The 26,050-nt window shown below is 73.4% G+C and carries 18 protein-coding genes and 2 pseudogenes; 17 read left to right on the forward strand and 3 right to left on the reverse strand.

Translation table 11 applies throughout. From position 1 onward, the window contains the following. Positions 1-234 precede the first annotated feature (234 nt). Positions 235-1,329 (reverse strand): annotated as a pseudogene (locus tag AC0666_RS32600) (PP2C family protein-serine/threonine phosphatase). A 199-nt stretch (positions 1,330-1,528) separates the two neighbouring features. Here AC0666_RS32600 and AC0666_RS32605 point away from each other — a divergent pair. From AC0666_RS32605 to AC0666_RS32620, 4 genes are all read left to right on the forward strand, one after another. Next, entirely contained in the window at positions 1,529-3,637 is a 2,109-nt protein-coding gene (locus tag AC0666_RS32605; protein ID WP_478708964.1) for a SpoIIE family protein phosphatase, read from the forward strand. 171 nt (positions 3,638-3,808) lie between these two features. Continuing rightward, on the forward strand, positions 3,809-4,477 hold the full coding sequence (locus tag AC0666_RS32610) for a DUF4142 domain-containing protein (RefSeq protein WP_468580706.1): 669 nt from the start codon (positions 3,809-3,811) through the stop codon (positions 4,475-4,477). Positions 4,478-4,486: 9 nt separating this feature from the next. Next, positions 4,487-5,893 (forward strand): DUF1996 domain-containing protein, encoded by a 1,407-nt coding sequence (locus tag AC0666_RS32615; protein ID WP_468969281.1) that lies wholly within the window; start codon positions 4,487-4,489, stop codon positions 5,891-5,893. A 196-nt stretch (positions 5,894-6,089) separates the two neighbouring features. Beyond that, complete coding sequence (locus tag AC0666_RS32620; RefSeq protein WP_478708965.1) at positions 6,090-6,860, forward strand: RNA polymerase sigma factor; 771 nt, start codon at positions 6,090-6,092, stop codon at positions 6,858-6,860. Positions 6,861-6,946: 86 nt separating this feature from the next. Here AC0666_RS32620 and AC0666_RS32625 read toward each other — a convergent pair whose 3' ends face one another. Next, positions 6,947-8,287 (reverse strand): PucR family transcriptional regulator, encoded by a 1,341-nt coding sequence (locus AC0666_RS32625; RefSeq protein WP_478708966.1) that lies wholly within the window; start codon positions 8,285-8,287, stop codon positions 6,947-6,949. A gap of 443 nt (positions 8,288-8,730) precedes the next feature. Here AC0666_RS32625 and AC0666_RS32630 point away from each other — a divergent pair, with 443 nt between their 5' ends. The 6 genes and pseudogenes from AC0666_RS32630 (at position 8,731) to AC0666_RS32655 (ending at position 14,756) form a co-directional block, all read left to right on the forward strand. Next, a complete protein-coding gene (locus AC0666_RS32630) occupies positions 8,731-9,783 on the forward strand; it encodes a hypothetical protein (protein WP_468969290.1) in 1,053 nt (350 codons plus the stop codon). Then, positions 9,780-11,228: an NADH-ubiquinone oxidoreductase-F iron-sulfur binding region domain-containing protein gene (locus AC0666_RS32635; protein ID WP_468969293.1), complete on the forward strand. Its 1,449-nt coding sequence runs from the start codon at positions 9,780-9,782 to the stop codon at positions 11,226-11,228. Before AC0666_RS32630 ends, AC0666_RS32635 begins: the two co-directional genes overlap by 4 nt. Positions 11,229-11,379: 151 nt before the next feature. Then, entirely contained in the window at positions 11,380-12,411 is a 1,032-nt protein-coding gene (locus tag AC0666_RS32640) for an SCO0930 family lipoprotein (RefSeq protein ID WP_468969610.1), read from the forward strand. A gap of 3 nt (positions 12,412-12,414) precedes the next feature. Next, a complete protein-coding gene (locus tag AC0666_RS32645) occupies positions 12,415-12,972 on the forward strand; it encodes a hypothetical protein (RefSeq protein ID WP_468969295.1) in 558 nt (185 codons plus the stop codon). A gap of 117 nt (positions 12,973-13,089) precedes the next feature. Next, positions 13,090-13,218 (forward strand): annotated as a pseudogene (locus tag AC0666_RS32650) (diadenosine tetraphosphate hydrolase); the annotation flags it as partial. A 140-nt stretch (positions 13,219-13,358) separates the two neighbouring features. Then, positions 13,359-14,756: an NADP-dependent succinic semialdehyde dehydrogenase gene (locus AC0666_RS32655; RefSeq protein ID WP_478708967.1), complete on the forward strand. Its 1,398-nt coding sequence runs from the start codon at positions 13,359-13,361 to the stop codon at positions 14,754-14,756. Positions 14,757-14,889: 133 nt separating this feature from the next. Here the strand turns inward: AC0666_RS32655 and AC0666_RS32660 are convergent, their stop codons facing one another. Further along, positions 14,890-16,089 (reverse strand): S8 family peptidase, encoded by a 1,200-nt coding sequence (locus AC0666_RS32660; protein ID WP_468580695.1) that lies wholly within the window; start codon positions 16,087-16,089, stop codon positions 14,890-14,892. 480 nt (positions 16,090-16,569) lie between these two features. On the opposite strand from AC0666_RS32660, the gene AC0666_RS32665 reads away from it, so the two are divergent. The 7 genes from AC0666_RS32665 to AC0666_RS32695 all read left to right on the forward strand — a co-directional run bounded on the left by AC0666_RS32665 (position 16,570) and on the right by AC0666_RS32695 (position 25,953). After that, positions 16,570-18,054 (forward strand): aldehyde dehydrogenase family protein, encoded by a 1,485-nt coding sequence (locus AC0666_RS32665; protein ID WP_468969301.1) that lies wholly within the window; start codon positions 16,570-16,572, stop codon positions 18,052-18,054. Between the two features lie 54 nt (positions 18,055-18,108). Beyond that, a complete protein-coding gene (locus AC0666_RS32670; RefSeq protein WP_478708968.1) occupies positions 18,109-19,647 on the forward strand; it encodes a GMC family oxidoreductase in 1,539 nt (512 codons plus the stop codon). Positions 19,648-19,658: 11 nt separating this feature from the next. Then, entirely contained in the window at positions 19,659-20,738 is a 1,080-nt protein-coding gene (locus AC0666_RS32675; protein WP_468581083.1) for a quaternary amine ABC transporter ATP-binding protein, read from the forward strand. Between the two features lie 52 nt (positions 20,739-20,790). Continuing rightward, positions 20,791-22,881, forward strand: coding sequence for an ABC transporter permease subunit (locus tag AC0666_RS32680; protein WP_478708969.1), 2,091 nt, complete (start codon positions 20,791-20,793; stop codon positions 22,879-22,881). 1 nt (position 22,882) lies between these two features. Further along, positions 22,883-23,866: an ABC transporter substrate-binding protein gene (locus AC0666_RS32685; RefSeq protein WP_468580690.1), complete on the forward strand. Its 984-nt coding sequence runs from the start codon at positions 22,883-22,885 to the stop codon at positions 23,864-23,866. A gap of 118 nt (positions 23,867-23,984) precedes the next feature. Then, the gene (locus AC0666_RS32690) at positions 23,985-24,752 is read left to right on the forward strand and encodes a restriction endonuclease (RefSeq protein ID WP_468969309.1); all 768 of its coding nucleotides are present in this window, start codon (positions 23,985-23,987) and stop codon (positions 24,750-24,752) included. A gap of 169 nt (positions 24,753-24,921) precedes the next feature. After that, positions 24,922-25,953 carry a serine/threonine-protein kinase gene (locus AC0666_RS32695; protein ID WP_468969312.1) on the forward strand — a complete coding sequence of 344 codons (1,032 nt, stop codon included), beginning with the start codon at positions 24,922-24,924 and terminating at the stop codon, positions 25,951-25,953. Positions 25,954-26,050: the final 97 nt, after the last annotated feature.

Consider the following 26,050-nt stretch of genomic DNA (forward strand, 5'->3'; position numbering starts at 1 on the left):
AAGGCCGGGCCGTATGCTCCTCACGAACGAGCTGATATCCGGACAACTGGCCGACACGCCGCAGCTGTTGTCACGCCGGGTGTATCGGACCCTCGTCCGGCGCACGAGCCGGCTCGCGGACAGGCCGGCGGACCGCTCGGATCGAGCGGTCCGCCACAGGGTCCGGTCAGGGGTTCGGAGAGGTCCTCACCGAGGCCCCCGGCGAGGGGTTCGGCGAGGGCCGGCGGGTGGGGATCAGGAGCGGTCGGCCACGCGCTCGATGGCCACCATCGCCGCGTCGTCCCCCAGCTGGCCCCCGGCGCGTGGGAGAGCAGATCCGCGCGCAGGTGGTGCAGCAGCGTGGCCGGGCCGTCGCCGGGCCGGCCCGCGGCGCGCTCGCGCAGCGGGTAGAAGGAGCCGCCCCGGTCTCGGGCCTCGATGACGCCGTCCGTGTAGAGGAGGACGACGTCGCCCGGCTCGAAGGAGAAGGACTGCACCGCGTACCCGGAGTCCACGTACTGCGTCAGGCCGAGCGGCGGCGCCGGGTGGTCCACCTCCAGGGGGACCGCCCGCCCGGCGCGCAGCAGCAGGGGCGGCGGGTGCCCGCAGCTGACCAGGTGCACGGTCATCTCCTGATCCGGGATGTCGAGCACCGCCGCCGTGGTGAAGGCCTCCGCGGAATCGGCGGCGTCCCCGTCGGACGCGTCCGGGTCGGGGGCCACCGCGGCCTCCAGATGGGCGACCAGCCCCGGCAGGTCGTGCTCCTGGTGCGCGGCGGCCCGGAAGGCGCCGAGGACCAGGGCCGCCTCGCCGACCGCCTCCAGCCCCTTGCCCCGGACATCGCCGATGATCAGCCGGGTGCCGTGCGGCGTACGGGCGGCGGCGTACAGGTCCCCGCCGATCCGGGCCTCCGCCTCGACCGCCAGGTAGACGGAGACCAGTCGCAGCGGGCCCATGCGCTCGCGCAGCGGCCGCAGCACCACCTGCTGTGCCGCTTCGGCCACCGAGCGCAGCTGGACGACCTGCCGCTCGTGGACCTCGCGCACGTGCGCGAGCAGGGTGACGAAGATCGAGATCAGCACCAGGGCGATGATCTGGATGGTGTGGTTCAGGTCCGTGAGGTTGGTCCTGGCCACGGCGACCAGCGACTGGGCGAGCACCGCCACCGCGCCCACGAAGCCGGTCCGTCCGGGGCCCCGCGAAGGAGGCCGTGACGGCCGGGGCGGCGACCAGGAAGGGTCCCAGGTGGACCTCGGGCGGCGCCAGTACGTCGACCAGGGTCACCGCGGCGATCAGGGCGAACGGAACCGACAGCAGCGCGAGGCGGGCTCGTGTCGGCCGGGGGTCCATGCCTCCTGGATACCCCGCGCGGAGGGTTCGTGCGCCCTGCCGGGCCGCGGCACCCGCCTGACGGCCGAACCGCACGCTCCTGCGGCTGCCGGTCCGGGGGAGTGGAGAGAGGATGGGAGCACCCGGGCAGCCCGGGGCATGGAACGAGCGGGCCGACCGACCGCTCCCCTTGGCCGTGGACGGGAAGGAGTGGGCCGGCATGAGTACGGCGGACGCCTCCCGGGCCGGTCGCGAACCGGCACGCCCAGGCCCCTCCACCGGGCCGGGGCTCCTCGACGTACTCGGCGTCGCGGCCGTGGTCCTCGACGAGAACGGCCGGATCGCCCTGTGGAGCCCGCAGGCCGAGGCGCTCTTCGGCTACACCGCCTCGGAGGCGCTGGGCCGGTTCGCGGCCCAGCTGCTCGTCGACGAGCAGCATTTCGGGATCGTCCTCTCCCTCTTCGAGAAGGTGATGGCCGGCGGTGGACCATGGGCGGGCGTCTTCCCCGTCCTGCGCAAGGACGGCAGCACCCGACTGGCCGAATTCCGCAACATGCGGCTGGAGGACCAGCAGGGCCGGCGCTACGCTCTGGGCATCGCCTCCGACCAGGCCACACTGCGGCGCGTGGAACGAGACCTGGCCCTGTCGATGCGGCTGGTCGCCCAGTCCCCGATCGGCCTGGCCGTCCTGGACACCGACCTGCGCTACGTCCTGGTCAACCCCGCCCTCGAACGCATCAACGGCCTGCCCGCCTCCCGGCACATCGGCCGCCGGGTCACCGAGGCCCTGCCCTTCCTCGACGCCGAGGCCGTCGAGGACGCCATGCGCGAGGTCCTGAACAGCGGCTCACCGCAGCTGAACCGGTTCACCACCGGCCGTACGCCGGCCGCCCCCGACGAGGACCGCGCCTGGTCGCTCTCCCTGTACCGGCTTGAGGACCCGGCGGGCAAACCCATAGGGGTCGCGGCCTCCGTCGTGGACGTCACCGAGCAGCACAAGGCGTCGACCGCCATCGCCATGGCCCGTCAGCGGCTCGCGCTGATCGCCGACGCGTCCGTGCGCATCGGGACCACCCTCGACCTCTGGGTCACGGCCCGGGAGCTGGGCGACATCGCCGTCCCGCAGCTCGCCGACGTCGTCACCGTCGACGTCCTCGACTCCGTCCTCGGCGACCACCCGCCCGGCGGTGAGACCGAGGGGACCGTCCAGTTCCGCGCCCTGGCCATCAAGGCGGCGCGCCCCACCCCCGCCACCCGAGCGGCCGACCCCGTCGGCACCCTCGCGCGCTACGACTCCACCCGCCTGGTCACCCAGTGCGTCCACACCGGCCGTCCGATACTGCGGGCGCACGTGAGCCCCGGGAAACTGGGGGGCATCGCCCGGGACAGCGAGGCCGCCGCCCTCCTCGCGGAGGCCGGCCTCCATTCGTACCTCGCCGTGCCCCTGATCGCCCGCGGCGAGGTCATCGGCGTCATGGGCCTGCAACGCACCGAGAACCCGTTGCCGTTCGACCACGACGACCTCCTGCTCGCCAGCGAGCTGGCGGCGCGTGCCGCCGTCTGCATCGACAACGCCCGCTGGTACCAGAGACAGCGTCATGCGGCCCTCACCCTCCAGCGCCACCTGCTGCCCCACCACCCCACCCCCACCCCGGGCCTGGAGATCGCCTACCGATACCAGCCCGCCGCGGCGGTCGGCGAGGTCGGCGGCGACTGGTTCGACGTCATCCCGCTGCCCGACGACAAGACCGCCCTGGTCGTCGGGGACGTCATGGGCAGCGGCATCAACGCCGCCGCCACCATGGGACAACTCCGCACCGCCGCCCGCACCCTGGCCGAACTCGACCTCGACCCCGCGGCGGTCCTGACCCGGCTCGACCACACCACCACCGGTCTCGGCCACACGATGGCCACCTGCGTGATCGCCGTGTACGACCCCCACCACGGCAGGTGCCGCATCGCCACCGCCGGCCACCTGCCCCCCGTACGCACCCGGCCCGGGCACGAGCCCGAACTCCTCGACCTGCCCACCGGGGCACCCCTGGGCGTCGGCGGCGTCCCCTTCGAGGCCTCCACCCTCGACCTGGGCATCGGCGACGAACTGGTCCTCTACACCGACGGCCTCGTCGAAACCCGCGACCAGGACATCGACATCCGGCTGCAGGCCCTCACCGCACTGCTCGGCGACCCGGGCCGTCCGCTGGAGGACACCTGCGACCTGCTCCTGCGCACCCTGCGCCAGCCCGACGACCGCGACGACGTCGCCCTCCTCATCGCGCGCGGCAGGCCGCTGCCGGCGGCGGACCCGGAGCGGGACCAGGCTCGCTGAGCGGGTCGGCACGGTACCAGCCTTTCGAGGCCTTGCCCGGATGTTTGTCCATTCGTGATGGTCCTTCTGCACGGGCACCACACAGGGCACTAGCGTCCCTTGGCACCCGGTCCCCGGTCCCCGTACCCAGGAGGCACAGTGCTGTCATTCCGTCGGTCGGCCATCGGCAGCATGTCGGTCGCTTCGAGACATGTGATGGCCACGGGCGTCGTCATCGGCGCCCTCGCCTTCACCCTGATCGCGTTGCTGATCCCCGTGCAGAAGTTCGGCGGCTCGGCCGCCGCAGCCGGCCCGGCCGCCACCGGCGACGACGACGGCGCCGGCACACTGAGCACGGCCTTCGGCCCCCTGACCCCGCAGGACCGCGACTTCGTCCGCAAGGTGCGGCTCGCCGGACTGTGGGAGATGCCCGCCGGACGGCAGGCCCTGCAGCGGGGCAAACGCCCCGCGATCCGCACCGCCGGGGAGCACCTCGTCGAAGGCCACACCGAACTGGACCGGCGTGTCATGGAGGTGGGCCAGGCCCTCGGCGTCGAACTGCCGAACCGGCCCTCCGCCCAGCAGCAGGGCTGGCTCGACCAGCTCGACGCGGCCCAAGGTCCCCAGTACGAAGCGCTGTTCATCCAGCTGCTGCGCCGGGCGCACGGCAAGGTGTTCGCGCTGGTCGCCCAAGTACGGGCCCAGACCCGCAACTCCATGGTCCGGGCCCTGGCCACCGACGCCAACGCGACCGTCCTGGACCACATCACGGTCCTCGAAGCCAGCGGGCTGGTCGACTTCGACGGCCTCGCGGACACCCCGCCGTCCCCTTCCGCCCCTCTTTCCCGACCGACGAAGTGAAGTGATCGCATGAGTCAAAAGGGCCACAAACGCCGTCTACGGCCTGCGCACAAGGCCCTCGCCGTGATGTCCGCCCTCGTCCTGGGCGGCGGCGGGGCCGTGATCGTCGCCCAAGGCGCCTTCGCCGGGCAGGACGCCGCGGCGGCGCCGGTGACCGCCACCATCGACTGCCCCGACGTGGGCGACCGGCTGCGCACCGTACCCGACCAGGCCCGGCCCGCGGTGGACGAGAAGCTCGCGCAGCTCGACACCCAGGTCGCCGACGCCTACCGGCAGCTCTCCTCCGGCCGGGCCCGCGGTGACGCCCTGCTCGGCGGCCTGAAGGAGCAGCGGGGCAAGACGATCGCCTCGCTCTCCGACGCGATCGGGCAGGCGGGCGACGCCCGTCCCGAAGGGCTGGACGCGCTCAGCGCCTGCAGCATGAAGGAGGCCCCCGCCGCGGACCCGGCGGACGATCCGGGCGCGGGCGGCGACGCGCAGGGCTTCGCGGCACAGGGCGCCGCCGCGCAGCAGGACGGCGCCCGCCAGGGCAAGGGCGGCCCCGCCCGCAGCGACTTCGTCGCCATCGGCACCGTACGGCCGAACGTCCGCAAGCCGGCGAACCGCTCGGGCGCGTCCACCGGGTCCTTCTCGGTGCAGTGCGGGCGCAACGAGAACGGCCACTTCAACCCCGACAACGTCATCGTCGCGCCCGGTGTGAGCAACGGCGCCCACCACATGCACGACTACGTGGGCAACAAGACCACGGACGCCTTCTCCACCAACAACAGCCTCGCGGCGTCCGGCACCACCTGCACCAACGGCGACCAGTCCACGTACTACTGGCCCGTGCTGCGCCTGCGGGACGGCCGGGCGGAACGGGACGCCAAGGCGCCCGGCGGCGGACAGGACGCGAACGTCGGGACGATCCTGCGGCCGAAGCAGGTGACCATCGACTTCAAGGGCAGCCCGGTCGGCAAGGTGGTGGCCATGCCCCGCTTCCTGCGCATCATCACGGGAGACGCCAAGGCCTTCACCAACGGCCCCGGCAACGCCAACGCCTCGTGGAGCTGCACCGGCTTCGAGAACCGCCAGCTGAAGGACAAGTACCCGGTCTGCCCCAAGGGCAGTGACGTGGTCCGGACCTTCACCTTCCAGAGCTGCTGGGACGGCAAGAACATCGACAGCGCCAACCACCGCACCCACGTGGCCTTCGCCAACCGGGACGGCTCCTGCAAGGCCGGCTTCAAGGCCCTCCCGCAGCTGGTCCAGCGGATCACCTACAGCGTGCCGCCGGGCTCGCGCTTCGCGGTCGACAGCTTCCCGGAGCAGCTGCACAAGCCGGTGACCGACCACGGAGACTTCATCAACGTCATGTCGGACGGCCTGATGGGCAAGGCGGTGCGCTGCATCAACGACGGGCGCGCCTGCCGCTGAGACCCTCGGGGCGGCGCTCTCCTCCTACCTCCCCGGCTCCGCCCCGAGAACGGTGCCGGTCCGAAGCCGACTTCGGACCGGCACCGCGTCCGTGCGTGCACCGCCGCCCCGCGGGCCCGCGGGCCCCGCCGCCGCGCGGGCCCGCAGGTCCGTCGGCGACGGTGCCCGCGTCGCCCGGGAACCCCAGAGGAGCACCATGGCCGAGCCCTGCGACCGGGAGCTCATCCGGCAGCTGCGCGAGGCGTACGAGGCCGGTGTGCAGGCCCCGGACGCCTGCGACACCCTGTACCGGCGGCACAGCGGCGCCGCCCTCGCCTTCGCCCGGAGCTGCTGCCGCCGAGCCCCGCACGAGGCCGAGGACCTGGTCTCGGAAGCCTTCATCCGGACCCTCCAGGCCGTCCGCTCCGGGGCCGGACCCCGGGAGCGCTGGCGCCCGTACCTGCTGGCAGTGGTCCGGCACACGGCCGTCGAATGGCGGGCGGGGGCCGGACGGACCGTCCTGACCCCCGACGTCGAGGCGTGGTGCCGTCCCGCGCCGAGCGGGGACGAACCGCAGCGCAGGCTGCTGGACAGCGAGGACCGCAGGCTCGTCGCCCGGTCCTTCCACACCCTGCCCGAGCGCTGGAAGGCCGTCCTGTGGCACACCCTGGTCGAGGACGACTGCCCGCATCCCGTCCCGCTGCTGCTGGGCATCACGCCGAGCGCGGTGACCTCCCTGGCCTTCCGCGCCCGCGAGGGACTGCGCGAGGCGTACCTGCGCGCCCATGTCGACACGGTGGCCGACCCCTGCTGCCGCCACTACGCCGGCGTGCTCGGCGCGGCGGTCCGCCGCCGGGGCGCCCTGCGCAGCCGCGGCCTGGTCCGCCATCTGGCCCTCTGCGGCTCCTGCTCCCGTGCCCACGCCGAGCTGCTCGACCTCGACGCCGCGCTGCGCGCCGGGGCTTCGGGCGTCCTCGTGGACCGCTGACGGCATGCACGTGCGGCGGCCCCGGCCCCTTCGTACCGCGTGCGCGGGAAGGGGCCGGGGCCGTCTGTCGGTCGAGCAGGCCGGGGTCAGAGGCCGTTGACGCGGGCCATGCGGCCCACGCCCAGTGGCCGGAATTCGGTGGCGGCGGCCCGCACCTTGCGGCCCGCCCGTGAGTGCTGGCGCCGCACCTGGGCCATCAGGCGGCGGCTGCGCAGGGCGAGCTCCAGTTCGAAGCGGGTACGGGGGTCGCGCAGTCCGGGTCCGAAGAGCTTCTCCAGCTGGCGCATCCGGTAGCGGACCGTCTGGGGGTGCACGCTCAGTGCCTTCGCGGCCTCGGGGGCGCCGCCGCCCTCCAGCCAGGCGAGGAGGGTCACTTCGAGCCGTTCGCTCTGGCGGGGGGTGAGGTCGGCCAGGGGGCGCAGCCAGCGCGCGGCCAGCGCGTGCGCCAGGGGTTCGTCCTGGAGGAGGAGCAGGGTCGAGAGGTGGTCGTCGACGAAGAGGGGCCGCGCGTCCATGCCCGCGCGGTTGGGGGTCAGGGCCAGCAGGCGCAGGGCCCACCGCAGGGAGGAAGCGGTGTCCCGCGGGGCGACGGGGTGGCCGACGGCGGCAAACCGCCCGCGCAGCAGTGTCTCCAGGGCGGTGCGCGTGTCCGGATCGGGGCTGGGGACGAGCAGGCAGGGCTGAGCGCCGACCATGCCCGCCAAGCCGTCGTCCAGTACGGCGGCGAGCTGCTGCGTCTCGCCGGGCGTCGCCATGGCGATGGCGCGTATCTCGGAGGGGAGGGGCCAGCCTGCCGCGCCGGCCAGTTCGGTGAGGGCCATTTCAGCCATGGGCATGTCACTTGTGAGGGCGGAGAAGAGCTCGCGCCGCGCCCGTTCGGGCGGGGCCCCGAGTCCCTCGGGAGGCACCACCGTCAGCGGAGCCGTGCTGCGTCGGCGGGCCGGTTCGCACACCGCCGGTTCGCTGCGGCCGTGGTGTTCGGCGGAGGGGCCTTCGGCGGAATCCGGGCTGCGGAAGGAGCCGGTTCCCTCGTACGGATCCGGGCTCTGGAAGGAACCCGGGCGCTCGCAGGGGCCGGGTTCCCTGCCCGCCGCGGGGCCCTCGCCCGCGGCCCCGGCGGGGACCGGGGCCGACACGGGTGCCGGCGCCGGTGGCGGAGTGGACGGGTGCGCTGTCGGCGGGTCCTGCTGCCGCGGCGCCGGTTCGCGATAACCGAGGGCGGTGAGCAGGGCCGCCTCCACCCGCTGTCTGACCACCTCCGCGTCGAGTTCGTCGACCAGGCCGGAGAACCCGGGGATCTCCTCCCTCATCTCCTCCACCATCCCGGCGGCCAGCGCGGGCAGTTCCCTTCGCAGCACCCGGGTCCATTCGCCGCGGGGGCGGGCCCAGATGCGGTTCAGCAGTTCGCACATTGTTACCTCGTTCATGCCGGGGTACGGCCTGCCCCGTGGAAGGGTGGCAGGCCTGTCGAGCCGCCTCCCTCCCTGGTCGGCGCCTGTGCCGAACGGGAGTTGAGCACCTCGTACACCCTCCAGGAGAGTGCCATCCACTTGTGGTCCCGCGGCTTTGCCTCGTTTTTGCCGCGGGGCAGGTGTGGCGGCGGACAAGGCGTCACCCCGGGCAGCCACCGCACCGTTGGAAGGGAATCTTCCGCGGACGTTCGGGATGACGATGCCACGCGCGCAAGAACTTGTCACGATTCGATAAATACTGTGGAGGCGTTGCGTGGCTCCACGATGCTTCTGCACTCCGGCCCCCGCTCCCGGTCGGCGAGGCACCCATCTCCCGCCCGCCGCGGAGCAGTTCCGTCGACTACCCCGGGCGCCGAGTGCGGTGGAGTGCCTCGGGCCTGGGCGTATGGGAGAACTCGATGCCCCTGTCCCAGACCCGTGCGCCCCGCTCTCACCGGGCCCGCCGCACCAGACGCCACGCCGGCGCGGCCGCAGCGGCGGCCGCAGGCCGACGGGCGGTACGGCGGCCGCCCCTGCTGTCGGCCGCCGGGGGCCTGCACCCCGCCGCCCTGGCCGTCGCCGCCCTGGCCGCCCTCCTCGCGGTGGCCGTGGCCGCCCGGGCGGGCGCCCTCACGCACCTGTGGGACTTCCTCGACTTCGGGGCGGGCGTGCTCTCGCTCGTCTCGCTCACCTCCGCCGTCCTGTGGGGGCTGGCGGCCACCGACCGCACTCTGCTCAGCTCGGGGCACCGGCTCGTCGCCCAAGGCGCGCACCGCGGCCTCGCCGTCGCCGGACTGGGCTTCCTCGTCCTGCACGTCTGGGTGAAGGTCGCCGAGGCGCACACCGGACCCGCGTCCGTCCTCGTGCCGTTCGCCGACCGTGACCGTCCCTTCCTGATCGGGCTCGGCACCCTGGCCGGATACCTCTTCGTCTCCGTGGCGGTCTCGGGCGCGGTGCGCAGTGCCTTCGCCACCAAGGGCCGCTCCCTGTGGTGGCGGGCCCTGCACGTGGGGGCCTACCCGGCCTGGGGGGCCTCCCTGGTGCACGGCCTGAAGTCCGGCCGCGCCGCCAGCGGTTGGGTGACCGTGGCCTACGCCCTCTGCCTGGTCGGGGTGGCAGCCGTGCTGGCCGTACGCCTGCGGTCGAGGCTGCGGTCCGCTCCCGCTCGGCCCGCGACCGCGCCGTCCGCCGCCCCCGCCGCGCCGGTCCCGCCCGCGCGGCGGCCCCGGCCCCCGCAGCAGTTCGTCCGGCAGCCCGCGGAGTGGGCCGCCGAGCGCCTGACCGCCCGCCTGGCGCGGCAGTCGGACCGCCGCTCCGCCGGCCAGGAACCGCTCGGGGCGCCGGCGCCCCAGGTGCCGGCCCCTGCGCTGGTCGCCGAACGGCCCGCGTACCAGGCGGTGTTCATATCCAGCAGCCTCGGCGCGGGTGCCGACCGGCCCGAGCCGCTCGGCGGGGTACGGGGGCGGCAGTGACCGGTGTCACACGCCCGGCCCTCGGCTGCGTGGGCCAGCCCCGGCTGCTCGCGGGACTCGACGTCGCCGAACGGCTCGACCGGGCCGGGCACCTCGCGGTGCACGGCCCGTTGCCCTCGTACGATCCGGACGCCCTGGTGGAGCTCGCGGAGGCGATCGACCTGCGGGGCCGCGGGGGAGCGGGCTTCCCGTTCGCCCGCAAGCTGCGGGCCGTCATGCGCTCCGCCCGGGGCCGCGACGGGCGCACCGCCGTCGTCGTCAACGGCAGCGAGGGCGAGCCGAGTTGCCTCAAGGACACCGCCATGCTGCTGCACGCCCCGCACCTGGTGCTCGACGGTGCCCTGCTGGCGGCGGCCGCGCTCGGAGCCGAGGACGTCGTCGTCGGCGTCACCCGGGAGGATGTGGAGGGGTCGCTGCGCGCAGCCGTTGCCGAACGCGGCCCGGCCGGCAGCCGGGTCCGCGTCGTCAGACTTCCCGAGCGTTTCGTCACGGGGGAGGGGACGGCGCTGGTACGCGGCCTGGAGGGCGGCCCGGCGCTCCCGTCCGGGCAGAAGGTGCGGACCAGCGAACGGGGCCTCGGTGGGCTGCCGACCCTGCTCTCCAACACCGAGACGTACGCCCAGCTCGCCGTCGCCGCCCGGCTCGGCGCCCCGGGCTACCGGATGGCCGGCCTGCCGACCGAGCCGGGCACGATCCTGCTGACCGTCGGCGGATCCACGGTCGTGGAAGTGCCCGCCGGGACCTCGCTGGCGTACGTCCTGGACCTGTGCGGGGCCGGCCCCGGCCAGGGGGTCCTGGTCGGCGGCTACCACGGCCGGTGGCTGGGCCCTGCGGCGGCCCGCTCGGTGCTGCTGTCACGGCAGTCGCTGGCCTCGGCCGACGCCGTCCTGGGCGCGGGCGCCGTGCTGCCGCTGCCCGAGGACACGTGCCCGGCCGGTGAGATCGCCCGGGTGACCCGCTGGATGGCCGAGGAATCCGCCGGACAGTGCGGCCCCTGCGTCAGAGGGCTTCCCTCGCTCGCCGGGGTCGTGGAGGACCTCGTGGGCGGCGGAGGGCGGGCGGCCCTGGAGGCGGTGGAGGCACGGATGCGCTCCGTACGGCGCCGCGGCGCGTGCAGCCACCCCGACGGCACCGCCTCCTTCGTGGCCTCCGCACTCGCCGTGTTCCCCGAGGAGCTCCGCGACCACGCCCTCGGCAGCGGCTGCGGACGGCGGGTCCTGGGCGCCCTGCCCCTGCCCGCCGACGAGAACCCCGAGCGGCTCGTCGTGGACTGGACGCTGTGCAAGGGCCACGGCCTGTGCGTGGACCTGCTGCCCGACATCGTCCGGCTGGACGCCGACGGCTACCCGGCGGAGGCCGTGATGCCGGTGCCCGGACGGCTGCGCCCGAAGGCGCTGCGCGCGGTGCGCCGCTGCCCCGCGCTCGCGCTGCGCATTCAGGAATGAGCTCGCGGTAAACGGCGGCGGCCTGGTCGAGTTCACCCTTTGGCGCGATCTGACAAATTCCCGGGAATCCGAATTCGGCAGGGTCGTCTGGCCTTATGAATAACCCGGTGGACGTAATCACCGGGCTGAACCCGAAGGAGTGATCGTGAAGATGAAGCACCGTCGAGTGACGACAGCCGGATCAGTGGTGGCGGTTCTGCTGCTGGCGGCCGGATGCGGAAGCGGTTCGGACACCTCCAAGTCGGCGAATTCCGTCCAGCCGGCCGGAGCCGGGAAAAACCTCGGAAACGCGTACGACTCCGGTTACGGTTCGGGCTCCGGTTCCGCGCTGGGCTCCGGATCGGGGTACGGCTCCGCGGACGGGTCGGCCGACGCGGCCGCGGGGGGCGCGGGCGGTGCGAAGGCCGGCCAGCTGTCGGTGCGCGAGATCGCGGAGGTCGGCAGCGTGGTCACCGACAGCGCCGGGATGACCCTCTACCGCTTCGACAAGGACACCGCCCAGCCCCCCAAGTCCACCTGCGACGGTGACTGCGCCACGGCCTGGCCGCCGGTCCCCGCGGACGACGCCTCGGCCTCCGGCGGCATCGACGCCGGCCTCCTCGGTTCGGTCGCCCGCTCCGACGGCAGCAAGCAGCTGACCCTCGGGGGGTGGCCCGTGTACCGCTACGCCAAGGACACCAAGGCGGGCGAGGCGAAGGGCGAGGGCGTCGGGGGGACCTGGCACGCGCTGGCGTCCGACGGGAAGAAGGCCATCGCCCAGAAGGGCGGGGGCGGCGGCATGGGCATGGGCATGGGTGCGGGCGCGTCCGGAAACTCCGGGACCGAGCTTTCCGTGGCGGACAACGAGAAACTCGGAAAGATTCTCGTGGACGGGCAGTGGCGCACGCTCTACCGATTCGACAAGGACAGTGCCTGGCCCATGAAATTCGGCTGTGTCGGGGCCTGCCTGGACACCTGGAAACCGGCGGCGCCGGTGGACAAGGAGAAGACGTCCGGTATACCCGCCGCACTGGTGGGATCGGTCAAGCGGCCGGATGGAACGGAGCAGTTGACGATCGACTGCTGGCCCGTCTATCTGTTCACCGGCGACACCGAACCGGGCCAGACGAACGGACACAACAAGCAGGGCCTCTGGTTCGCGGTCACCGCCGCGGGCAAGAAGGTACCGGCGAAGGCCGGCTGAGCCGTGCGGCCCTCACCCCGCAGCCCCGCCACGGCCACCGTGGCCACCGCGGCCGCCGTCCTGCTGGCGACACTCGTGTGCGGCGGGTGCGCCTCCACCGGGCACGGCGCCGACGGTGCGCACGCCGCACGAGCGTCGCAGGCCCCGGCCGCGGCTGCGGCCCCGACCGGCCGGCCCGCCGGCCTCCAGGACCTCGCCGCCGCGCTCGGCTGCACACCCGAGATCACGGTCGACGCGGAGGAACTCCGGGAAGGGGCGTGCGGGGCGGGCCAGGAGGCGTTCCGCATGGCCACCTTCGCGGCCGACCAGGGTCAGCGTGCCTGGCTGGACGAAGCCATGATGTACGGCGGCACCTACCTGGTCGGCACCCGCTGGGTCGTCACCGGCCCGTCGGCCCAAGCCCTGAGCGCCGTCCAGGGCCGCCTCGGCGGGACCCTGGCGACGGGCTCCAGCCACGGCTCGGCGCACGGTGCGGAGCACGGCTCCGCGCCCGCTTCCCCGCCCGGCCCCGCGCCCGAGCCCTCCCACGGCTCCTCGCACGGCTCCGCCCCCTCGGGGTGACGGCAACCCACCCGCCTGGGTCCCCGTGCGTGCGGCAGCCGCCCCCTGCGGCTGCCGCGCCGGGGCCCTCAGGTGCTCCTGGCGAGCCGACGGATCACGATCAAGTAGTTTCCGTCCATGGCTGACGACTGGCGGACGGACCGGATCGGGAGTGCGCTGCGCGGTGAAAACCCGTGCGTGCTCAGGCGCGCTGGACGGCTTGCGCGCGGCGGACTGACGGCGGGCAGCCCGCAAGGGGGGCCTGGACCGGCACCCGAGCATGACGGCGGGGTCCGGGCGATTACGGCAACCGGGCCCATCCCCCGGCCCGCCGGTTCCGGACGCGTTGCGGGGGGCTGGGGGAGGGGGGAGGGTCGGGGGGACGGCGGTTGATTCTGGAGGCGAGCATGTCCATTGCCACGGTGAACCCTGCGACAGGTGAAACCGTACGTACCTTCGATGAACTGGGCCCCGAGGACACGGAACGGCGCATCGCCGATGCCGCCCGGGCCTTCGCCTCCTACCGCACGACCGGCTTCGCCGAACGGGCCGGGCTCCTGACGCGTGCCGCAGCGCTCCTGGAGGCGGAGACGGAGGACATCGCCCGCACCATGACCACCGAGATGGGGAAACCCCTCGGTGCGGCCCGCGCCGAGGCGGCCAAATGCGTGAAGGCCATGCGCTGGTACGCCGCCCATGCCGAGGCCCTGCTCCGCGACGAGCACCCGGCCGACGCCGATGTCCGTGACAGCGGTGCCTCGGCCGTCCGGACGCACTACCGGCCGCTGGGCGTGGTCCTCGCCGTGATGCCGTGGAACTTCCCCCTCTGGCAGGTCGTACGGTTCGCCGCGCCCGCGCTGATGGCCGGGAACACCGGCCTGCTCAAGCACGCCTCCAACGTCCCCCAGACGGCCCTCTACCTGGGTGAACTCTTCGAACGGGCCGGCTACCCGCACGGCTGCTTCCAGACCCTCCTGATCGGTTCCCGCGCCGTCGAGGCGGTCCTGCGCGACCCGCGCGTCGCCGCGGCGACCCTGACGGGCAGCGAGCCCGCCGGGCGCTCGGTCGCCTCGGTCGCGGGCGACGAGGTCAAGAAGACGGTCCTGGAGCTGGGCGGCAGCGACCCGTACATCGTGATGCCCTCCGCCGACCTCGACCGGGCTGCCCGGACGGCCGTCACCGCACGGGTCCAGAACAACGGCCAGTCCTGCATCGCCGCGAAGCGGTTCATCGTCCACGCGGACGTGTACGACGCCTTCGCGGAACGCTTCACCGCCGGCATGAAGGCGCTCAGCGTCGGCGACCCGATGCACGAGTCCACCGACGTCGGCCCGCTCGCCACCGAGAAGGGCCGCGCCGACCTGGAGGAACTGGTCGAGGACGCCGTCAGCCGCGGGGCGGCGGTCCTGTGCGGGGCCCGCCGGCCCCCCGACCACCCGCGGGGCTGGTTCTACGAGCCGACCGTCCTCGCCGACATCTCGGCGGACATGCGCATCGACCAGGAGGAGACCTTCGGCCCGGTCGCGACGCTCTACCGGGTGGCGGACCTCGACGAGGCCGTGCACCGCGCCAACCACACGCCCTTCGGCCTGAGCTCCAACGTGTGGACGCGCAACGACGAGGACATCACCCGCTTCGTCCGCGACCTTGAGGCGGGCGGCATCTACATCAACGGCATGACGGCCTCCCACCCCGCCCTCCCCTTCGGCGGTGTGAAGCGCTCCGGCTACGGCCGCGAACTCTCGGGCCACGGCATCCGCGAGTTCTGCAACGTCACCACGGTCTGGCAGTCCGCCGCCGACTGAATCACCCGCACCCCCGCACCCGGCACCCCCGCGCTCCGCACGCCCGCGCACGCGTGCGGAGCGGCCCTGCCCTCCGCGCGCCCCTGGTGGGGGCGGAGGAGGGCAGGGCCGCTCCGCAGCGGTTCCGCAGCTGTTACGGGGCCACCTTCAGCAGCTTGTTCACCGTGCCCGTGGACGGGTTGGTCACCGCCCCGCTGGTCGCGGCCCCGGCAAGGGCCGCGGCCGCCTGGGCCGGTGTGGCGGACGGGTGCCCGGCCAGGTACACGGCCGCGGCGCCCGTCACGTGCGGGGTGGCCATCGAGGTGCCCGAGATGGTCTTGGTGCCGGTGTCGCTGTCGTTCCAGTCGGAGGTGATGTCCGAGCCCGGCGCGTACAGGTCCACCACGGAGCCGAAGTTGGAGAACGAGGACTGCGCGTCGTCGACGGTGCTCGACGCCACGGTGATCGCCTCCGGGACACGGGCGGGGGAGCCCTTCCCGGCGTCGCTCGACTCGTTGCCCGCCGCGACGGCGAAGGTGACGCCCGAGGCGATGGCCCGGCGTACCGCCTCGTCCAGCGCCTCGTCGGCGCCGCCTCCCAGGCTCATGTTGGCCACCGAGGGACCGGAGTGGTGCTGGGTGACCCAGTCGATCCCGGCGACGACCTGCTCGGTGGTGCCGGAGCCGTTGTCGTCCAGCACCCGCACCGCGACCAGCTTCGCCTTCTTGGCCACGCCGTGGCCGGTGCCGGCGATGGTGCCGGCCACGTGCGTGCCGTGGCCGTTGCCGTCGTCTGCGCTGTCGTCGTTGTCCACCGCGTCGAAGCCGTGCGTGGCGCGGCCGCCGAAGTCCTTGTGGGTCACGCGGATGCCGGTGTCGATGACGTACGCCGTCACCCCTTCACCGGCGCTGTCCGGGTAGGTGTACTTCTTGTCCCCGCTCTTCGCGGTCTGGTCGATCCGGTCCAGTCCCCATGAGGGCGGGTTGTCCTGAGTGGCGTTGATCGTGAACTTCTTGTTCTGCACGACCTTGCCGACGGCCGGGTCCGCCGCGAGCCGCTTGGCCTCCGTTTCGCTCAAGCCCGAGGCCGAGAAGCCGTTGACCCCGGAGCTGTAGGTGCGTTGCAGTTCGCCACCGTACTTGTGGGCGAGCTTCCCCTTGTCCGCGGAGGCGTCGAGTATGACGACGTAGCTGCCGCTGATCGCGCCGGGCGCGCCGAGTCCGTACACCGTGCCTTCGGCCGGTGTCGCCGCCCCTGCCAGGGGGGTGGCGAGCAGGGCCACAGCAGCCGCGGTCGCGGCTCCCGTCGCCACTGCCGCATACCGAAATCCGCGCGGGCGCTTGTGAGTTGCCATGTAGAGGGTTCTCCTCGTTGGTGACGTGTGGGGCGTCAAACCTTCTGGAGAACCCTGTTCCGATTGACAGGCGCAAATCAAGGCGGCCTCGGCCCTCAGGGGTTATTCAACAAGGTTTCTCAAAAAGCCCCCCGCATTGCCTTCACCATGCACACATGTTCGCCCGAACTCCCGCACCAACGCATCACGTTCATTGCGTGCTCGGTCAACTGCACGGCCGTCGAGGCCACTTCGGCAGGGTCGTCGTCGTGCGGCGGGGCCGTCGGGGCCGAGTCCGGGCCGCTCGGCACTCGGCCGCCCGCGCCGCCTCCCGCCCGCCCGGCTATCCGCGCACCCCCCACCGGAAGCGCCTTTACGCGGCGTGACTCCCGTCACTTCCAGTGACGGATGGGGCATGTGTGCCGGGGGATGGGGCAAGCGCGCCGACTGCAATGACGCCGCGGGTGAGCCGCGGCGCCGGAAGCGGAGGTACAGCGCGTCGTGTCGGAGCAGAACACCATCCACATAGCGGGGACCTGGCGGTCCGCGGTCTCAGGAGCCACCCGCGAGGTCCTGGACCCGGCGGACGCCACCGTCCTGGCCGTCGTCGCCGAGGGTGGCACCGCGGACACCGATGCCGCCGTCAGCGCCGCCCGGGCCGCCTTCGACGGCGGCGAGTGGCCGCAGACCCCGGTCGCCGAGCGTGCCGCCCTGCTGCGCCGCACCGCCGAGCTCCTCCAGCGTGACCGCGAGCACATCGCGCTGCTGGAGAGCCAGGACGCGGGCAAGACCCTCGAAGAGGGCCGCGTGGACGTGGACTGCGTCACAGACGCCTTCCGCTACTTCGCCGACCTGGTCACCGGCGAGAGCGCGGGACGCGTGGTCGACGCCGGGTCCCCCGACATCCACAGCGTCGTCGTCCACGAACCGGTCGGTGTGTGCGCCCTGATCACCCCGTGGAACTACCCGCTGCTCCAGGCCAGCTGGAAGATCGCCCCGGCCCTCGCCGCGGGCAACACCTTCGTCCTCAAGCCGAGCGAGATCACCCCGCTCTCCACGGTGGCGCTCATCGGCCTGCTGGCGGAGGCCGGCCTGCCGGCCGGCGTCGCCAACCTGGTGACCGGCGCGGGCGACCCCGTGGGCGCCCGGCTGTCCGCCCACCCCGACGTGGACCTCGTCTCCTTCACCGGCGGCCTGGCCAGCGGTACGAAGGTCATGCGTGCCGCGGCCGACTCCGTCAAGAAGGTCGCCCTCGAACTCGGCGGAAAGAACCCGAACGTCGTCTTCGCCGACGCCTGCGACACCGAGGAAGGCTTCGACACCGCCGTCGACCAGGCCCTCAACGCCGCCTTCATGCACAGCGGCCAGGTGTGCTCCGCCGGCTCCCGCCTCATCGTCGAGGACCGCCTCGCGGAGCGCTTCGTCGCCGAGCTCGCCCGCCGGGCCGACCGGATCCGCCTCGGCCGCGGCACCGACCCGGGCGTCGAGTGCGGCCCCCTGGTCTCCGCGGCCCAGCTCGCGCGGACGCAGGAGTACGTGGACTCGGCACTCGCCGAGGGCGCGGTACTGCGGTCCGGCGGCACCCGGCCGGACGGGCCCGGCTACTTCTACCGGCCGACCGTCCTGGACGGCTGCCACCGGGGGATGCGCGTCGTGCGGGAGGAGGTCTTCGGGCCGGTCCTGACCGTCGAGACCTTCCGTACCGAGGACGAGGCCGTCGCGCTCGCCAACGACACCGAGTACGGGCTCGCCGGCGCGGTGTGGACCGCCGACCAGGGCCGCGCCCGCCGCGTGGCCGGCCGGCTGCGCCACGGCACCGTCTGGATCAACGACTTCCACCCCTACCTGCCGCAGGCGGAGTGGGGCGGTTTCGGCAAGTCCGGCATCGGACGCGAACTGGGCCCGGCGGGCCTGGCCGAGTACCGCGAGACCAAGCACGTGTACCAGAACCTCGCTCCGCGCCCCGTGCGCTGGTTCGCGGGCTGAAGGAGGAGGAGAACCATCACCACGCACCCCAACACCCCCACGCACACGGATGCCGTGGCCGCACCGGTCCAGGAGTACGACTACGTGGTCGTCGGCGGCGGAACCGCCGGCTCGGTCATCGCCTCCCGCCTCACCGAGGACCCCGGCACCACCGTCGCCGTCATCGAGGGCGGCCCCAGCGACGTCGACCGGCCCGACGTGCTCACCCTGCGCCGCTGGATGGGCCTGCTCGGCGGCGAACTCGACTACGACTACGCCACCACCGAGCAGCCCCGCGGAAACTCCCACATCCGCCACAGCCGCGCCCGCGTCCTCGGCGGCTGCTCCTCGCACAACACCCTCATCGCCTTCAAGCCGCTGCCCTCCGACTGGGACGAGTGGTCGCAGGCCGGCGCCGAGGGCTGGCACGCGGCCGCCATGGACCCGTACTTCGACAAGCTCCTCAACAACATCGTCCCGGTGGCCGAGAAGGACCGCAACGCCATCGCCCGCGACTTCGTCGACGCCGCCCGGGCGGCCCTGGACGTACCGCTCGTCGAGGGCTTCAACCGCAAGCCGTTCCACGAGGGCGCCGGCTTCTTCGACCTCGCCTACCACCCGGAGGACAACAAGCGCTCGTCCGCGTCGGTGGCCTACCTCCACCCCGTGATGGACGACCGCCCCAACCTCCGCATCTTCCTGGAGACCTGGGCGTACCGCCTCGAACTCGACGGCAGCCGGGCGCGCGGTGTGCACGTACGGGACAAGGACGGCGCGGAATCGCTGATCACCGCACGCCGGGAGGTGCTCGTGTGCGCGGGTGCCGTGGACACCCCGCGGCTGCTGCTGCACTCCGGCATAGGCCCGCGCGCCGACCTGGAGGCCCTCGGCATCCCGCCGGTGCACGATCTGCCCGGAGTGGGCGAGAACCTCCTCGACCACCCGGAGTCGGTGATCGTCTGGGAGACCGACGGCCCGATCCCCGAGAACTCGGCCATGGACAGCGACGCCGGCCTGTTCGTGCGGCGCGACCCCGACTCCCCGGGCCCCGACCTGATGTTCCACTTCTACCAGGTCCCCTTCACCGACAACCCGGAGCGCATCGGCTACGAACGCCCCGCGCACGGGGTGTCGATGACCCCCAACATCCCCAAGCCCCGCAGTCGCGGCCGCCTCTACCTGACCAGTGCGGACCCCGAGGCCAAACCAGCCCTCGACTTCCGCTACTTCACGGACGAGGAGGACTACGACGGCCGCACCCTCGTGGACGGCATCAAGCTCGCCCGCGAGATCGCCGCGACCGAACCGCTGGCCGGATGGCTGAAGCGGGAGGTCTGTCCCGGGCCGGAGATCACCGACGACGAGGCGCTGAGTGCGTACGCCCGCTCGGTCGCCCACACCGTCTACCACCCGGCGGGCACCTGCAAGATGGGCGCCCACGACGATCCCTCCGCCGTCGTGGGACCGGACCTCAAGGTGCGCGGCCTCGACGGCATCCGGATCGCGGACGCCTCGGTCTTCCCGACGATGCCCGCGGTCAACCCGATGATCGGAGTCCTCATGGTGGGCGAGAAGGCCGCCGAACTGCTGGCCGTGGAAGGCGGTACCCGGTGAACACCCGCACCATGACCACCACCCCCGGCACACCCGCCGACGCGCCCGTCTTCTCGGTGGAGGGCCTCTGGAAGGTCTTCGGCCCCAAGGGCGAGGCCGCCAAGGTCCCCGGCTCCGCGAACGCCTCGCTGCCCGCCGCGGAACTGCGCGAGCGCACCGGCTGCACGGCGGCCGTCCGCGACGTCACCTTCGACGTCCGCAAGGGCGAGGTCTTCGTCGTGATGGGCCTGTCCGGCTCGGGCAAGTCCACCCTCGTACGGTGTCTCACGCGTCTGATCGAGCCCACGGCCGGGACCCTCGCCCTCGACGGCGAGGACGTCCTCGCCATGGACGCCGCCCGCCTGCGCGACCTGCGCCGCCACCGCGCCGCCATGGTCTTCCAGCACTTCGGTCTGCTCCCGCACCGCAGCGTCCTGGACAACGTCGCCTACGGCCTGGAAATCCAGGGCGTCAGCCGCGCCGACCGTCGGGAGAGGGCGGCCGAGATGGTCGCGAAGGTCGGCCTCGACGGACTTGAGGACCGCCGCCCCGGCCAGCTCTCGGGCGGTCAGCAGCAGCGCGTGGGGCTCGCCCGGGCTCTCGCCGCCGACCCCGAAGTGCTCCTCTTCGACGAGCCGTTCAGCGCCCTCGACCCGCTCATCCGGCGAGAGATGCAGGACGAGGTCGCCCGGCTCCACCACGAGGAGGGCCGCACCATGGTCTTCATCACCCACGACCTCGCCGAGGCCCTGCGCCTGGGTGACCGCATCGCGCTGATGCGTGACGGCCGCATAGTGCAGCTCGGCACCCCCGAGGAGATCGTCGGCTCGCCCGCCGACGACTACGTACGGGACTTCGTCCGCGACGTCCCCCGCGAGCAGGTCCTCACCGTACGCAGCGCGATGCGCCCTGCCACGGGCGACGCGGCCGAGCACGGTCCCGCGCTGACCCCCGCCACCACGGTGGTCGACGCCATCGAGGCGGTCGTCCGCAGCGGCGGCCCGGCCCGGGTCGTCGACCACGGCCGGTGCCTCGGAGTCGTCGACGAGGCCGGACTCCTCGCCGTGGTGGCCGGACTTCCGGCCGCGACCGGTCGGGAGGTGGCGGCATGACCTGCACCGCCCGCACGGCCGTCCCCGCCCCCGGCACCGGGAGGTGGTACGGATGACCGCGGCCACAGCCCCCGCACGCGAACCCTCCCGGCCGGGCGCCCCGCAGTCGCGCGGCAGGACCGGGAACCCGGACCGCTCCGCAGCGGCCGGTCGCAGAACCGACCGGCCCACCGCGGGCCGGACCGGTACGCCGGGCCGCGCGCGCAGGGCCCTTTCCCTGTACGGCCTGCCCGCCGCCCGCGGACTGCTCCTGCCGCTCTGCGTGGCCGCCGCCGTGCTGATCCCGCTCGCCGTCGCCTTCCCCGCCTCCGGCAGCTGGCCCGCCGCCCTGGCCGTCGACCTGTCGGAGCCGCTCGGCCGCGCGGGCGACTGGATCATCGACCACCGCGACAGCCACCCGCTCTTCCTCTACTTCTTCGGGCACGTCAGCAACGCCGTGGTGGTGTCGGTCCGGGCCGTGTACGTCGTCCTGCTCGCCGCGGGCTGGACCGGCGTCACCGCGCTGGCCGCCCTGGTGGCCTGGCGTCTGGCCGGCCTCCGGCTCGCCCTGACCTGCGCCGCCGCCTTCGCCGCATGCGGGCTGCTCGGCATGTGGGTGCCGACCATGCAGACGCTCGCGCTGATGGTCGTGGCCGTCGCCGCCTCCGTGGCCGTCGGCGGGCTGCTCGGCCTCGCCGCCGGGCTCTCCCCGCGCACCGACCGCGCCCTGCGCCCCCTGCTCGACACCATGCAGATCCTGCCGGCCTTCGCGTACCTGCTGCCGATGGTGCTGGTCTTCGGCATCGGCGTACCCGCCGCCGTCCTGGCCACCGTGGTCTATGCCGCCCCGCCGATGGCCCGCCTCACCGCCCTCGGCCTGCGCGAGGCCGACGCGGGCGTGCTGGAGGCCGCAGCCTCACTCGGGGCCACGGGGCGCCAGCGGCTGCTGACCGCCCGGCTGCCGCTCGCCCGCCGCCACCTCCTGCTCGGCGTCAACCAGTCCGTCATGACGGGCCTGTCGATGGCCGTGATCGCCTCCGTGATCGGCGCGGGCGGCCTCGGCGACCGCGTCTACCAGGCCCTCGCATCCGTGGACGTCGGCGCCGCCCTGGCCGCCGGCATCCCCATCGTGCTGCTCGCGGTGGTCCTCGACCGCACCGCCGACGCGGCCGGCCACCGGATCGGCGCCGCCGACGATCCCGCACGCGAACGTCCCCTGCTGCTCCGGGTGTTCGACGGCTGGTACGGATGGCTGCTCACCGTCCTGACGGCGGTGGCCGTCGGCCTCGCCGGCCGCATCGCGGGCACGTCCCTGTGGCCCGCCTCCTGGACCCTGTCCATCGCGGAGCCCGTGAACGCGGCGGTCGCCTGGATGACCGCACACCTCTACTCCGGGGTGCCCGTCGTCGGCGGCAGCGCCGACTGGGCCGCCGGCTTCACCGGGTGGATCCTGGACCCCCTGCGCAGCGTTCTCCAGGGCTCGCCCTGGTGGCTGCTCCTGCTGGCGGCCGGGGCCCTCGCCCTGCTCGTCGGCACCTGGCGCACCGCACTCACGGCCGTCCTCGCCCTGGCCGCCGTCGGGGTACTCGGCGTGTGGGACGCCTCCCTCGATACCCTCTCGCAGGTCCTCGCGGCCGTCGCCGTCACCCTCGTGCTCGGCTTCGCGATCGCGGTGGGCGCCGCCCGCAGCGCCCGTGCACAGCGGCTGCTGCGCCCGGTGCTCGACGTGTGCCAGACGCTGCCGCAGTTCGTCTACCTCATCCCCGTGGTCGCGCTGTTCGGCGTCGGCCGCGCACCGGCCGCGGCCGCCGCGGTCGTGTACGCGCTGCCCGCCGTCGTCCGCATCACCACGCAGGGCCTGAGCGAGGTGGACCCGGCCGCGCTGGAATCCGCCCGCTCCCTGGGCGCGACCCGCTCGCAGCAGCTGTGGCAGGTCCAACTGCCGCTGTCCCGCTCCGCATTGCTCCTCGCCGTCAACCAGGCCGTGGTCCTGGTCCTCGCCGTCGTCATCATCGGCGGCCTGGTCGGCGGCGGCGCGCTCGGCTACGACGTCGTCCTCGGCCTGGCCCAGGGCGACCTGGCCACCGGCCTCGTGGCCGGCGCCGCGATCGTGTGCCTCGGCCTGCTGCTCGACCGCGTCACCCAGCCCGCGAAGGAGGCCTGAGATGCGCAACCGACCCTTCCACCGCAGACGCGGCCGCCGCGGCGCCGCCCTGCTCGCCGCCGCGACCGGACTGGCCGTGCTCACCGGCTGCGGAGCGGCCGACATGACCCGTCAGGCCTCCCCGTACGCCGCCGCGCACGATGCGAAGACCGTCACCCTCTCCGTCCAGTCCTGGGTGGGTGCCCAGGCGAACACCGCCGTCGCCGCCTACCTCCTCGAACACGAGCTGGGCTATCGCGTGGACACCGTCCAGGTCGACGAGGTCCCGGCCTGGGACGCCCTCAGCCAGGGCCGCGTCGACGCGATCCTGGAGGACTGGGGCCACCCGGAACAGGAGAAGCGGTACGTCGAGGGCAAGAAGACGATCACCCGCGGCGGCGACCTCGGCGTGACGGGCCACATCGGCTGGTTCGTCCCCACCTACTTCGCCGAGGCCCACCCGGACGTCACCGACTGGAAGAACCTCGACAAGTACGCGGACCAGCTGCGCACCGCCGAGAGCCGCGGGAAGGGGCAGCTCATGGACGGCTCCCCGTCCTACGTCACGAACGACAAGGCGCTGGTGAAGAACCTGGGCCTGGACTTCGAAGTCGTCTTCGCGGGCTCCGAGGCGGCGCAGATCACCCAGATCAAGCAGTTCGCCAAGGAGGGCAAGCCCTTCCTGACCTACTGGTACAAGCCGCAGTGGCTCTTCGAGCGGGTCCCGATGACCGAGGTGAAGCTCCCCGAGTACACCGAGGGCTGCGCGGACGACCCGGAGAAGGTGGCCTGCGCCTACCCGCACACACCGCTGCAGAAGTACCTGAACTCCCGCTTCGCCGAGTCCGGAGGCAAGGCGGCCGCCTTCCTGAAGAAGTTCCGCTGGACCACCGCGGAGCAGAACGAGGTGGCCCTGATGATCGCCGAGGAGAAGCTCTCGCCGCAGCAGGCGGCGAGGAAGTGGGTCGAGCGCAACGAGCGCGTCTGGCGGCCCTGGTTGAGCTGACCCCGGTACGGCCTCTCCGTACAGCCCTCCGCACGCCCTCCGGACGGCCCCCGCGCTTGAGCGGGGGCCTTCGGGGCACACGTCAGGAACGATCTTGACGAGGCGGGGGGAGCACCAGATGACCGTTCCGGCACGACCGGTCCGCCCGGTACGTCCGGGCAGACGCCGGTACCGGTTCAGCACGCGCGTCACCGCATGGTGGTTCGCCCTCGTCGCACTGACGGTGTGCGCGGCGGGGGCCACCGTACGGGTGCTGGCCGGCGCGGCCGCCGAACACCCTGCAGGGGCGTTGACCGCCGTCCTGGTCTGCACGGCCGCAGGCGCCGCCGCCCCGACCAGGCGGCGCCTGCGGATCCGCCGGGCGGCGCGCCGCGCGGCCAGGACCCTCCAAGACGCGGCGGAGGCTGCTGCGGACACCACGGAGGTGGTGGCCCGGCCTCCGGACCCGGACGCCGGTCGGCCCGAGACGGGCGACGGGGGCGCCGGGGGCATGCCCGACTACGACGCGCTCGACGCCGACGCGTTCGAGAGCGCGGTCGCCGCGCTGTGCGAGCGGGACGGCTGCCGGGACGTACGCGTCGTCGGCGGCGCGGGGGACCTCGGCGCCGACGTACTCGCCACCGCTCCCGACGGCAGGCTCCTCGTCATCCAGTGCAAGCGGTACTGCCCCACGAACAAGGTCGGCTCACAGGACGTGCAGCGCTTCGGCGGCACCTGCTTCGCGGTGCACGGGGCGGAGCTCGCCGTCGTGGTCACCACCAGCGACTTCACCCAGCCCGCGGCCGAGTACGCCGCCCAGTGCGCCATCCTCTGCTTCGGCCGCGAGGCGCTGCTCGACTGGTCCGCCGGGAGCGGGCCGGCGCCCTGGGAGCGGCAGGACGCGTAAGGCCGGAAGACAGCGGAAGGGCCGGTGGCGGACCGCCCGCCCGGGCGACCCCCCCCACGTGCGCGTCGCAGGCCGAGGGGCCCACGGCCACGACGGGCACGCGTGTGGATCACTGCTTAGACTTTTCAGGTAGGGAAGGCGGCCTGTCACCATCGAGGACGGGGTCGGCATGGGCACGGCATCGCGCCCGAGCCCGCAAACGGGCCGGGCCTCCGGCCTGATCGGCCGGCAGATCGCGGGCTACCGGATCGAACGCATGCTCGGACGCGGTGGGATGGCCGTCGTCTACTGTGCGAAGGACCTGCGCCTGGACCGTACGGTCGCGCTCAAGCTGATCGCCCCGGAGCGCGCCCGCGACGAGACCTTCCGCCGGCGCTTCACCCATGAATCGCGCGTGGCCGCGCAGATCGACCACCCGCACATCGTGCCGATCTTCGAAGCCGGTGAGACCGACGGTGTCCTGTACATCGCCATGCGCTACGTCTCCGGGCCGGACCTGGCCGCCCTGCTGGCCCGGGAAGGTCCGCTCCCCGTCGCGACCGCCCTCCGCATCGTCACCCAGGTGGCATCGGCGCTCGACGCGGCCCATGAGCACGACCTGGTGCACCGGGACGTCAAACCCGGCAACATCCTGGTTGCCGCCGGCACGGACAGCGACCACCCGGAATACGTCTACCTCACGGACTTCGGCCTGACGAAGAGGTCGCTGGCGCTCACCGGGTTCACCACTGCGGGCGAGTTCGTCGGCACCCTCGACTACATGGCGCCGGAACAGATCTCCGGCCGGCCGGTGGACGGCAGGTGCGATCTCTACAGCCTCGCCTGCGTGGTGTTCGAATGCCTCACCGGCAGTCCGCCCTTCGAGAGGGACCAGGACGTGACGCGGCTGCTGTGGGCGCACCAGTACGATCCGCCTCCCCTGCTGAGCGAGAGGCGGCCGGGCATCCCGGCCGCCGCCGACGAGGTGCTGGCCAAGGCCCTGGCGAAGGTCCCCGAGGACCGCTACGGCTCCTGCCTGGAATTCGTGGCGGCCCTGCGCGCCGCCACCGGTGGCGGGCGCGGCAAGGCCGGGGATCCGCCGGGCGTGGCGGATCCCCGGCCTTCAGGGGGGTCGGGGGATCCCGCGGCGCTGTCACAGCCGCCGCCGGAGCCTCCGGCCTGGGCCCGGCCGGTCTTCAGTGGGCCGGCCGGCGGGCCGTAGTCGGTGTCACAGCCCCATGGAGATGGCCAGGCGGGTCAGCTCGGCCGTGTTGTTGATGCCCAGCTTGGCGCGGATGCGGCGGAGGTAGGCGTCGACG

The sequence above is a fragment of the Streptomyces sp. NPDC043680 genome, from assembly GCF_056436685.1.